The sequence below is a fragment of the Bradyrhizobium sp. OAE829 genome (assembly GCF_040546575.1).
Taxonomy (GTDB): Bacteria; Pseudomonadota; Alphaproteobacteria; order Rhizobiales; family Xanthobacteraceae; genus Bradyrhizobium.
In genome coordinates, this window is the sequence record NZ_JBEPOE010000001.1 from 3,208,842 (window position 1) to 3,220,773 (window position 11,932).

The window sequence follows — 11,932 nt, forward strand, 5'->3', positions numbered from 1 at the left end:
GGTCTGATCCCTCCCCGCAAGAGGGAGGGATCAGGAAGCGCCGCTGCGGTTTGGTCTCTACTCCAGCCCCTGCACGTTGGGCATGTCCTGGGTCGGGGCGATCTGCGGTACCGGCTTGGCCGGGACCGCACCTGTGGTCACAGAGGCGGGCGGCGGCGTTTGCGCTTCAGCCGATTTAGGCTGAGCTGCCGCCGATTGCTGCACCGGTTCCACCGCGGCGGCGGGCTTGGCCGCAGGCTCGACGGTGGCCGGCCGGGCGGCGGCCACCGGTTTGGCCGCCGGTTCGACAGCGGCGGCCGGCTTGGCGGCCGCAGCGAGCGGGCTCGGCTTCGGAACCGGCACGGTACGGCTGGCGACCTGCGGGGCCGGCTTCGGCGGCCGCGGCGCGCCCCTGACATGGGTCGGCGGCAGCGGTCCGGGAGCGCCGTAATTCATGGTCAGATCGTCGTTGAAATTATCGCCCATCCGGTGCGCCGGTATGAAGCGGATGATCCGGCCGGTGCGCGCGTCGATGATCAGGCGGCCGTCATCGCCGCCCCGGTCGATCACCGAAATCGTGTAAACGAGGCCGCGCTGCTGCGGGATGCCGAGCGGCGAAAATCCGCTCTCGCGCAGCACCGTGTAGACCTCGGTCGGCGGCAGCAGCATCGGCCCCTGCCCGTAGCCGTAACGCGGCCCGGGGTAGGCCGACGGCGGCGCATAGCGGGGCGGCGCATAATAGGGGTCGCCAATGTCGGATACCGAGTAATAGGGCGAGCGTCCGGCCTCGTAAGGCGCCGGTACCTGCGCCTGCGTGGCCGTTGTGGCGAGAGCCATTCCCGCCGCAAAAACCCATCCTGTGAAGAACTTCATCATTCCTAGCTCCTGTTAGCCCCTGCCTGGAGCGTGTTCGCTCTCTTGCCCGACCGTCCCGGAACCGAATTTCCTTGTGAAATCCGGCGGTCCTTGGGCCGGATCGCGGCGCGTTTGCCCCAAATCCGGGGCAGTATGTTTCGGCAAACCCGGTCAGTGTGTTTCGACGGCTACAGGCACGGATCAGCTATGCGGACAGGGACTTTCACGCGCTTGTGTGATAGAGAAAAATTTGGCATGGTCGGGAGTTAGGACAGTATCACTGTCTCAATCGTGGGGCATTCCCGGCACAGGGATTGCAACGAAAACCGGGCAGTTTCGAGCTCCGGTAAGTACAGGCAAGGCCGTTCCTCAGGGACGTTGAACGCCCAAGCCTGAATTTAGGAAATTTCGGCTCGCGGTGGACGAGCGGTGGCCCGGTGGGTGCCGCAAGCGCCCAAGGTGCGCCGGTGACAGCTAAGGCCCTTGACCTGATTGAGAGGACTAAGATGAGCGGGTCGGAATTCGAGCGCGAAAACATCGTGACAGAAGCGCTGTCGGCGACCGCTATCTCGAAGCCGGACGACGCCGCGTATTCAGAACCTTTGCATACCGAGCCTCAGCGCGAGTGGAGCTGGCGTCCGCCGGCTGAAGGCCTCTACGACCCGAGCCTCGAAAAAGATTCCTGCGGCGTCGGCTTCATCGCCAACATCAAGGGCAAGAAGTCGCATCAGATCGTCGACGACGCGATCAACATTCTCTGCAACCTCGAACATCGCGGCGCCGTGGGCGCCGACCCGCGCGCCGGCGACGGCGCCGGCATCCTGGTGCAGATCCCGCACGCGTTCTTCGCGCGCAAGGCCGCCGAGATCGGCTTCAAGCTGCCGAAGCCCGGCGAGTATGCCATCGGTGCGCTGTTCCTGCCGAAGGAGACCGCGTGGCGCAAAGTCATCCAGAGCATCATCGCCGACCAGATCAAGAACGAAGGCCTGAAGCTGCTCGGCTGGCGCGACGTGCCGACCGACAATTCCTCGCTCGGCGAAACCGTCAAGCCGACCGAGCCATCCTGCATGCAGGTGTTCATCGGCCGCAACGGCGCGACCAAGACCGAGGATGATTTCGAGCGCCGGCTCTATATCCTGCGCAAGTCGATCTCGCAGGCGATCTATCAGCGCCGCGATCGCGGCCTTGCCGGCTATTACCCGGTCTCGATGTCGTGCCGGACCGTGATCTACAAGGGCATGTTCCTCGCCGACCAGCTCGGCAAGTATTATCCCGATCTGCACGAGCCGGATTTCGAGAGCGCGCTGGCGCTGGTGCATCAGCGCTTCTCGACCAACACCTTCCCGGCCTGGTCGCTGGCGCATCCCTACCGGATGATCGCCCATAACGGCGAAATCAACACGCTGCGCGGCAACGTCAACTGGATGGCGGCGCGGCAGGCCTCGGTGCATTCGGAACTGTACGGCAAGGACATCTCCAGGCTGTGGCCGATTTCATATGAGGGCCAGTCCGACACCGCCTGTTTCGACAACGCGCTCGAATTCCTGGTGCAGGGCGGCTACTCGCTGCCGCACGCCGTGATGATGATGATTCCGGAAGCCTGGGCCGGCAATCCCCTGATGGATGAGACGCGCCGCGCCTTCTACGAATATCACGCCGCGATGATGGAGCCGTGGGACGGCCCCGCCGCGATCGCCTTCACCGACGGCCGCCAGATCGGCGCAACGCTGGACCGCAACGGCCTGCGGCCGGCGCGCTATCTCGTTACCAAGGACGATCGCATCGTGATGGCGTCCGAAATGGGCGTGCTCAAGATCCCCGAGGACCAGATCATCACCAAGTGGCGGCTGCAGCCCGGCAAGATGCTGCTGGTCGACCTCGAACAGGGCCGCCTCATTCCCGACGACGAGATCAAGGCTGATCTGGCCAAGAGCCATCCCTACAGCGACTGGCTGCATCGCACCCAGATCCAGCTCGAGGAATTGCCCGACGCCTCGAGCAAGGGCATGCGCTCCAACCTGCCGCTGCTCGACCGGCAGCAGGCGTTCGGCTATTCGCAGGAAGACGTTACCATCCTGATGACGCCAATGGCCTCGACCGGCGAAGAGGCCGCGGGCTCGATGGGCAACGACACGCCGATCTCGGCATTGTCGGACCGGCCGAAGCCGCTGTTCACCTATTTCAAGCAGAATTTTGCGCAGGTCACCAACCCGCCGATCGATCCGATCCGCGAAGAACTCGTCATGAGCCTGGTCTCGATCATCGGACCGCGGCCGAACCTGTTCGACCTGCAGGGCCTCGCTTCGACCAAGCGTCTCGAAGTGCGCCAGCCGATCCTGACCGACGCGGATCTGGAAAAGATCCGCTCGATCTCCGACGTTGCCGACAGCCATTTCAAGTCGCGCACGCTCGACACGACTTTCCATGCCGGCTTCGGCGCGGCGGGCCTCGAACAGGTGCTCGACGAACTCTGCGCGCGCGCCGAAGGCGCGGTGCGCGAAGGCGTCAACATCATCATCCTGTCCGACCGCATGGCGGGCTCGGACCGGATTCCAATCCCCTCGCTGCTGGCCTGCGCCGCCGTGCATCATCATCTGATCCGCACCGGCCTGCGCACCTCGGTCGGCCTCGTGGTCGAATCCGGTGAACCGCGCGAAGTGCATCACTTTGCGTGCCTCGCCGGCTACGGCGCCGAAGCGATCAACCCGTATCTGGCGTTCGAGACCATCATCGCGATGAAGGACCGCCTGCCCGGCTCGCTCGACGATTACGAGATCGTCAAGCGCTACATCAAGTCGATCGGCAAGGGCCTGCTCAAGGTGATGTCCAAGATGGGCATCTCGACCTACCAGTCTTATTGCGGCGCGCAGATTTTCGACGCCGTCGGCCTGAAGGCAGATTTTATCGCCAAGTATTTCGCCGGCACCCACACCCGGGTCGAAGGCGTGGGTCTTGCCGAAATCGCCGAGGAAACCTGCCGCCGTCACAGCGATGCGTTCGGCGAGGCGCAGGTCTACAAGACCGCGCTCGATGTCGGCGGCGAATATGCCTACCGCACCCGCGGGGAGGACCACGCCTGGACCGCAGAATCGGTCTCGATGCTGCAGCATGCCGCGCGCGGCAATTCACTGGAGCGCTACAAGGCGTTCGCCAAAATCCTCAACGAGCAATCCGAGCGGCTATTGACGCTGCGCGGCCTGTTCCGGATCAAGTCCGCCGAGGACGAGAAGCGCAAGCCGATCAAGCTCGACCAGGTCGAGCCCGCCAAGGACATCGTCAAGCGCTTCGCCACCGGCGCGATGAGCTTCGGCTCGATCTCGCGCGAGGCGCACACCACGCTGGCGATCGCGATGAACCGGATCGGCGGCAAGTCCAACACCGGCGAAGGCGGCGAAGAGGCCGATCGCTTCAAGCCGATGCCGAACGGCGATTCGATGCGCTCGGCGATCAAGCAGGTCGCCTCGGGCCGGTTCGGCGTGACGACGGAGTACCTCGTCAACTCCGACATGATGCAGATCAAGATGGCGCAGGGCGCCAAGCCCGGCGAAGGCGGCCAGTTGCCCGGCCACAAGGTCGACGCCGTGATCGCGCGCGTGCGGCATTCGACGCCGGGCGTCGGCCTGATCTCGCCGCCGCCGCACCACGACATCTATTCGATCGAGGATCTGGCGCAGCTGATCTACGACCTCAAGAACGTCAATCCGGACGGTCAGGTCTCGGTCAAGCTGGTCTCCGAAATCGGTGTCGGCACCGTGGCCGCCGGCGTTGCCAAGGCACGCGCCGACCATGTGACGATCGCAGGTTTTGAGGGCGGCACCGGCGCGTCGCCGCTGACCTCGATCAAGCACGCAGGCTCTCCGTGGGAAATCGGTCTTGCCGAAACCCACCAGACGCTGGTGCGCGAGCGGCTGCGCAGCCGCATCGTGGTCCAGGTCGACGGCGGCTTCCGCACCGGACGTGACGTCGTGATCGGCGCGCTGCTCGGCGCCGACGAATTCGGCTTTGCCACCGCGCCCTTGATCGCGGCCGGCTGCATCATGATGCGCAAGTGCCATCTCAACACCTGCCCGGTCGGCGTCGCGACGCAGGATCCGGTGCTGCGCAAGCGCTTCACCGGCCAGCCCGAGCACGTCATCAACTACTTCTTCTTCGTCGCCGAAGAAGTCCGCGAGATCATGGCCCAGCTCGGCTACCGCACCTTCAACGAGATGGTCGGCCAGACCCAGATGCTCGACCAGTCGACGCTGGTGGCGCACTGGAAGGCCAAGGGCCTCGACTTCTCAAAATTGTTCGTGCGCCAGAAGGAACAGCCCGGCCAGAAGATCTATCACGCCGAGAGCCAGGACCATCATCTGGAAGCCGTGCTCGACCGCCGGCTGATCGAGAAGGCGCAGGCCGCGATCGACCGCGGCGCGCCGGTGAAGATCGACGAGGAGATCAACAACACCGACCGCTCGGCCGGTGCGATGCTGTCGGGCACGCTGGCCAAGATCTACGGCCATGCCGGCCTGCCGCTCGATACCATCCAGGTCAGCCTCAAGGGCACCGCAGGCCAGGCGTTCGGCGCCTGGCTGACGCGCGGCGTCACCTTCGAGCTCGAAGGCGAAGGCAACGACTATGTCGGCAAGGGCCTGTCCGGCGGCCGCATCATCGTCAAGCCGCCGCGCAATTCCGGCATCGTGCCGGAAGAGTCCATCATCGTCGGCAACACCGTGATGTATGGCGCGATCGAGGGTGAATGCTATTTCCGCGGCATCGCCGGCGAGCGCTTCGCGGTGCGTAACTCCGGCGCGGTCGCAGTCGTCGAAGGCGCCGGCGACCATTGCTGCGAATACATGACCGGCGGCATCGTCGTGGTGCTGGGCAAGACCGGGCGCAACTTCGCAGCCGGCATGTCCGGCGGCATCGCCTATGTGCTGGACGAGGCCGGCGACTTCGCCAAGCTGTGCAACATGGCTATGGTCGAGCTCGAACCGGTGCTCTCGGAAGAGATGATCAACCAGAACACCTATCACCACACCGGCGATCTCGAAGCGCATGGCAGGGTCGACGTGTTCCAGAACCTGCTCGACTCCGACGTCGAGCGGCTGCACGTCCTGATCACGCGCCACGCCAAGCTGACCGGCTCGAAGAGGGCGGAAGAGATCCTCGCCGACTGGAAGACCTGGCTGCCGAAATTCCGCAAGGTAATGCCGGTGGAATACCGCCGCGCGCTGAAGGAATTGAAGGCGAACGCCGACGCCGAGCCGAAAATCGCGATCGGGGCTTGATTTGTTATCCTCATGGTGAGGAGGCGCTTGCGCCGTCTCGAACCATGAGGCCACGGTCGGGCCTTCAAGACGCGGCGAAGACGCCGCTCCCTCGGTGAGCGCGAAGCGCTCATCCGGGGATGAGGGTCTGATAGGAATGACGAAGCTTAAGTTGCAGGAACGTTGGGTTTAATGGGCAAGATCACAGGTTTTCTGGAAATCGACCGGCACGACCGCAAATATGCGCCCGTCGCCGACCGCTTGCAGCACTATCGCGAATTCGTCATTCCGCTGAGCGAGAAAGACACCCGCGACCAGGCCGCGCGCTGCATGAATTGCGGCATTCCCTATTGCCACGGCACCGGCTCGGTTCAGCCGGGTACGCCGGGCTGCCCGGTCAACAACCAGATCCCTGATTTCAACGACCTCGTCTATCAGGACAATTGGGAAGAAGCCTCGCGCAATCTGCACTCCACCAACAATTTCCCGGAGTTCACCGGCCGCATCTGCCCGGCGCCGTGCGAGGCCTCCTGCACGCTCAACATCGACGACAACCCGGTCACCATCAAGACCATCGAATGCGCGATCGTCGACCGCGCCTGGGACAATGGCTGGCTGAAGCCGGAAATCGCCCCCAGCAAGACCGGCAAGAAGGTTGCGATCGTAGGTTCCGGGCCTGCGGGCCTTGCCGCCGCGCAGCAACTCGCGCGCGCCGGCCATGACGTCCATGTCTACGAGAAGTTCGCCAAGGCCGGCGGCCTGCTTCGCTACGGCATTCCCGATTTCAAGATGGAAAAGCACATCATCGACCGCCGCGTGGCGCAGATGGAAGCCGAGGGCGTCACCTTCCATTACGGCGTCCATGTCGGCGGCACCTCGCAAGGAAATGGTCAAACCGCGATCGATCCGCGCGAGTTGCACCGGCAATACGACGCGGTGGCCCTGACCGGCGGCGCCGAAGCCGGCCGCGATCTGCCGATCCCGGGCCGCGACCTCGACGGCATCCACTTCGCGATGGATTTCCTGCCGCAACAAAACCGCCGCGTCTCCTCCGAGCCGCTCGGGGCCGCCGCGGACATCCTCGCCGGCGGCAAGCATGTCGTCGTGATCGGCGGTGGCGACACCGGTTCGGACTGCATCGGCACGTCGTTCCGGCAGGGCGCGAAGTCCGTGACCCAGCTCGAAATCATGCCGGCGCCGCCCGAGCACGAAGACAAGGGCCTGACCTGGCCGAACTGGCCGTTGAAAATGCGGACCTCGTCGAGCCAGGCCGAAGGCGCCCGCCGCGAATTCGCGGTGCTGACGCAGAAATTCTCAGGCGTCGACGGCAAGGTGCAGAAGCTGCATTGCGTGCAGGTCAACGAAAAGTTCCAGCCGATCGCCGGCACCGAATTCGAACTCGACGCGCAACTGGTGCTGCTGGCGATGGGCTTCGTGCATCCGGTCCATGACGGCATGCTGAAGACGCTCGGCGTCGACCTCGACCAGCGCGGCAACGTCCGCGCCAACCTGACCGACTACCAGACGTCAGTGCCGAACGTGTTCTCCGCCGGCGACATGCGCCGCGGTCAGTCGCTGGTGGTGTGGGCGATCCGCGAGGGCCGCCTCTGCGCCCGCGCCATCGATCAGTATCTGATGGGATCGACGACGCTGCCGCGCTGAACGCAGCCGGCCGCAATTGAACCGTAGAAAATCAAAACTGGTGCAGCGCGCCCTCGCGTGCTGCACCAGATTTTCGTATCCATTCTTGTAGTTGTCAGTCCTACGGAATGTTGTCTTACGGGCAGACCCGTACGCCGGCAACATAGTAGCAGGCAGCATAGCCGCCGCCATAACCGTAGCCGCGACCGTACCCGTAGCCGCGACCGCGGCCACGATAGTGGTGATGGTGACCACGACCGCCGCCACGGCCTCGTCCGCCGCCGCGACCGCCACCACGGCCTCCGCCGCCACGACCACCGCGCTGCGCGTACGCCGCCGTCGTCGATCCTCCAACCATCAGCGCCGTCACACCGACGATGCTGAAACAATAGATGCCAACGAGAATAATCGTGGCCAGAGTACGTGATAAAATGCTGCGAGAGGCGGTTTTGCCTTGGGCCATTGAAACTCCTTCTGTAAGGGCCACCAGATTGGGGCCGCTTTGGTCCGCGGTCAAGTAATAGTGGGTGTGACACCGTCACACAACCGTTAGCGGTGTGTCACAATTCCCTCCCCTCGGCTTCAGCACGCAAGCAAGGCGATGAAGTTCAGTGCTGCAGACGCACGCCGAGCATGACGATGGTGGCGGCGGTGCTGTTGCCAGGCTGGTTGGAATCCAGCCAGTCGCGGCGCAGCGTACCTGTGACCCACAGATTGCGGTTCATCTTGTAAATCAGGTCGCCGGAAATGGAATAGAACCGATCGAAACGCTGATCGCCCTGGTAGGCCTGCGTGCCCCAGGTGAATTTGCCGATGCCTGTCAGCCAGCGACGGAAATCGTGATCGACCTCCGCGGTGTAGGTGCGCGTCAGCACGCCGGAGACGCCGGGCACTGTGGTCTCGTTGATCGTCGTGGTGGCAAAGAATTTCGCTGTTGTCAGCGGAGTGGCGACCCACACCAGCGAAGCCGACGTTAGCAGCCCTTGCAGCGGCAACAACCGCGGATCCTCGTAGGTGCGCGCCGCCCAACCGACCGCGAGTTCGCCCGTCAATATTCGTGAGAGTTCGAAGGTGGTGCCGGCCCGCACTGATCCGCCGTTGGAATTGCGCTGATAGCCGCTGCGATCGACCAACAGGTCATGCGAGCGAACGTTACCTTCGATTTCGCCGAATGGTTTCAGGCCCGGTATCAGATCGTAGCTGACACGTCCAAGACCGCCGAACTGATTGTAGTTGCGGTCATCATTGGTGGTCGACGTGCCGTCGGTGAGCTGTGAGTTCTGATAGACAGTGCGATCGACCGCTGCGCCGGCTGAAAGCTGCAGCCGATTGAAATTCTGGTCTACGCCAAAGGTCCCTCCGAACGTTGCATAGACGGGGTATTTGGCAAGACCGGCTTGAATGTTGGGGCTGCCCGGATTGTCGGTGGCGACGAGTAGCCGGGCCTGTCCCAGCAGCCGCGTGTCGCGCGAGACATCGAGACGGCCATCGACATGGCCGTTGAAATTCGGACGATCGACGTTGGTAGGCGCCGACGACACCACACCGTCCACCGGCGGGAAGGTGTTGGTGTAGCCGGTGAAGGAGCCCTTCAGATCAGCCACCAGCGCGTGGCGCTCCCAGTCGGAGATGGCGAGGAATTCCGGCGCTACGACATAAAATGGCGAGCCTCGCGGCACGGCGATTCGGGCGGGATTGGTGTCGTAACCACCGCGCAATTCGACCGCCGATTTGATCAGAAAGCTGCCGGCGTAATCGCCGACCGGGCCGAACGGATCGTCATCGATCTTGAGCCGCTTGCGTGCAGGTTGGCCCACCACCGTGCCGGCCATCGCCGGCGGGATCGGGGCCTTGTTCGCGGTCTGCGACGGCGGAATCGAAAGCCGCAGCGGCGTGTTCGACAGCAGCGGCGGCCGGCTGCCGGGCCCCGGCGGCGGCTTCGGCCGGACCTGTCCCGGATAATATTTCGGCTTCTGAAGCCTGCGGTTGAGCGAGTCGTAACCGGAGCTGGAGGCGCCGCTGGCGGCGGGCAGGCCGTAGCGCGGGATCGCCCCGATGCGCGACGGCGCGGGCTTCTCCTTGTCGCGAACCCGGGCATCGTTGGCCTCGTCGCTGGTTTTGTCGTTGGCCTCGGCACTGGTCCGGCGCAGCGGCGAATCCACCGGCATCAGCTGGCTGCTGCGGGTCGGACTGAACAGGTCCGGCGTGACGGTCTGGGCCTGCGCAATGGTCCCGGTCAGGGCAATCAGCGCAAGGCATGGCAATACCGCGCGGAACACTGTCGCGCGCCTGCTACGGCCCTCGACTGGACCTGCCATCACGATGAAAATACTCCAACAACGTCAGCTACTTATTCGGACGTATTCCCAGCGCGCGGGGGAACGTCGTTAATGGAGTTAAAACAATTATGGTTAATGACCCGTTGAGAGCCGGCAGCCCGCGTCGCATCGCCAAATCGGCCGTGCTAAGGAGGGGTCCGGGGGCTTTACCCCTCCTCCCTGGATTTAAGACATGGCCAAGCCGAAACCGCTGATGGCAAAATCATCCGGCACCGATCACGCCAACGCCGCCATCGAGTCGGCCCTGCGCACGCTCGATGTCGAGGCCGGCGGCATCGCCGCGATCACGGCGGCGCTGCAGTCCGACCTCCGCGCGCCGTTCGCGGCGGCCGTCGATTGCATCGGCAACGCCAAGGGCCGGCTGATCGTGACCGGGCTCGGCAAGTCGGGCCATATCGGCCGCAAGATCGCCGCGACCTTCGCCTCCACCGGCACGCCGGCGTTCTTCGTCCATGCCGCGGAGGCCAGCCATGGCGATCTCGGCATGATCACCGCCGACGACGTCATCCTGGCGCTGTCCTGGTCCGGCGAGCAGCCGGAGATGAAGAATCTCATCACCTATGCCACCCGCTTTTCCATTCCCCTGATCGCGATGACCGCGGACCGGGAATCCACCCTGAGCAAGGCCGCCGACGTCGCGCTGACCTTGCCGAAGGCGCGCGAGGCCTGCCCGCATAATCTGGCACCGACCACCTCCTCGCTGATGATGCTGGCGCTCGGCGACGCGCTGGCGATCGCACTATTGGAAGGCCGCGGCTTCACCTCGGTCGATTTCAGCGTGCTGCATCCCGGCGGCAAGCTCGGCGCGCTGTTGAAGTACACCCGCGACCTCATGCATTCAGGCGACGCGGTGCCGCTGAAGCCGCTCGGCACCAAAATGTCCGATGCGCTGGTCGAGATGTCGTCGAAGGGCTTTGGCTGCGTTGGTATCACTGACGGCCGCGGCCATATCGTCGGCATCGTCACCGACGGCGATCTGCGCCGCCACATGCGGCCCGATCTGATGACCGCCACCGTCGACGAGGTGATGACGAAGAATCCCAAGACCATCGGCCGCGACCTGCTCGCGGGTGAGGCGCTGGAGATCCTCAACTCCTCGAAGATCACCGCATTGATCGTGACCGATGCCAGCAAGCCGGTCGGCATCGTGCATCTGCATGATTTGCTGCGCGCGGGCGTGGCGTAAGACCGAATGAGCTTCGTAGGGTGGGCAAAGGCGCAGAGCGCCGTGCCCACCATCCCGACCGTGCGCTCGATGGTGGGCACGCTGCGCTTTGCCCACCCTACAATTCCCGCAATGACGGCTATCTCGGAAATCTCGCCGCCGTGTCCTCCAGCGGCAATGCCAGCGCGTTGGCCAGATATGACACCGTCCGGTAGAAGCCGCAGAGCTGGATGATCTCGACGATTTTCGCGTCGTCATAGTGCGCCGACAGCGCCTTGAACTCGGCCTCATCGAGCGTCGCGCGGTCGTGCAGGGCATCGACGGTTGCGATCAGTACCTGCTCGGCTTCCGACCAGCAGGCGGCCTTGGCATCGCCGAGGACGGTGGCGCGGCCCTGTTCGGCGGTCAGGCGGGCGGCTTCCGCGAACGCCGCGATATGCACGCCCCATTCGTATTCGCAGCCGGTCCGCGCGCAGGTGCGGTCGATCACGATCTCGCGCTCTCTCAAGGTGAGCGGGCCGCGATCCAGCAGGCTGCCGCCGCGAAACTTCTCCCAGGCGCGGGCGTTGCGGGCCATCACCCGGAACAGCATCAGCAGCGGCGCGCCGCGCATGATGCGCTCGAATTGTTGCTGAATCTCGGGTGGATAAGGCGGCTGCAGCGGCGCTATCCGGGGCGCGGTCTGTGACATCGGTTCGCTCCTT

The 11,932-nt window shown here is 64.3% G+C and carries 7 protein-coding genes; 4 read left to right on the forward strand and 3 right to left on the reverse strand.

What is annotated here, in order from left to right; genetic code table 11:
- Positions 1–57 precede the first annotated feature (57 nt).
- Positions 58–855: a hypothetical protein gene (locus ABIE49_RS15665; protein ID WP_354066838.1), complete on the reverse strand. Its 798-nt coding sequence runs from the start codon at positions 853–855 to the stop codon at positions 58–60.
- Positions 856–1,340: 485 nt separating this feature from the next.
- Here ABIE49_RS15665 and gltB point away from each other — a divergent pair, with 485 nt between their 5' ends.
- From gltB to ABIE49_RS15680, 3 genes are all read left to right on the forward strand, one after another.
- Complete coding sequence (gltB, locus tag ABIE49_RS15670) at positions 1,341–6,104, forward strand: glutamate synthase large subunit (protein ID WP_192738160.1); 4,764 nt, start codon at positions 1,341–1,343, stop codon at positions 6,102–6,104.
- Positions 6,105–6,275: 171 nt separating this feature from the next.
- Complete coding sequence (locus ABIE49_RS15675) at positions 6,276–7,745, forward strand: glutamate synthase subunit beta (protein ID WP_192738161.1); 1,470 nt, start codon at positions 6,276–6,278, stop codon at positions 7,743–7,745.
- Positions 7,746–7,968: 223 nt separating this feature from the next.
- Positions 7,969–8,151 (forward strand): hypothetical protein, encoded by a 183-nt coding sequence (locus tag ABIE49_RS15680; protein ID WP_210337421.1) that lies wholly within the window; start codon positions 7,969–7,971, stop codon positions 8,149–8,151.
- A 181-nt stretch (positions 8,152–8,332) separates the two neighbouring features.
- On the opposite strand, the gene ABIE49_RS15685 is transcribed toward ABIE49_RS15680, so the two are convergent.
- Positions 8,333–10,042, reverse strand: a complete 1,710-nt coding sequence (locus tag ABIE49_RS15685; protein WP_192738375.1) for an outer membrane beta-barrel protein — start codon at positions 10,040–10,042, stop codon at positions 8,333–8,335.
- A 193-nt stretch (positions 10,043–10,235) separates the two neighbouring features.
- Here ABIE49_RS15685 and ABIE49_RS15690 point away from each other — a divergent pair, with 193 nt between their 5' ends.
- Entirely contained in the window at positions 10,236–11,249 is a 1,014-nt protein-coding gene (locus tag ABIE49_RS15690) for a KpsF/GutQ family sugar-phosphate isomerase (RefSeq protein WP_192738163.1), read from the forward strand.
- A 118-nt stretch (positions 11,250–11,367) separates the two neighbouring features.
- On the opposite strand, the gene ABIE49_RS15695 is transcribed toward ABIE49_RS15690, so the two are convergent.
- On the reverse strand, positions 11,368–11,919 hold the full coding sequence (locus ABIE49_RS15695) for a carboxymuconolactone decarboxylase family protein (RefSeq protein ID WP_192738164.1): 552 nt from the start codon (positions 11,917–11,919) through the stop codon (positions 11,368–11,370).
- Between the last annotated feature and the right edge of the window lie 13 nt (positions 11,920–11,932).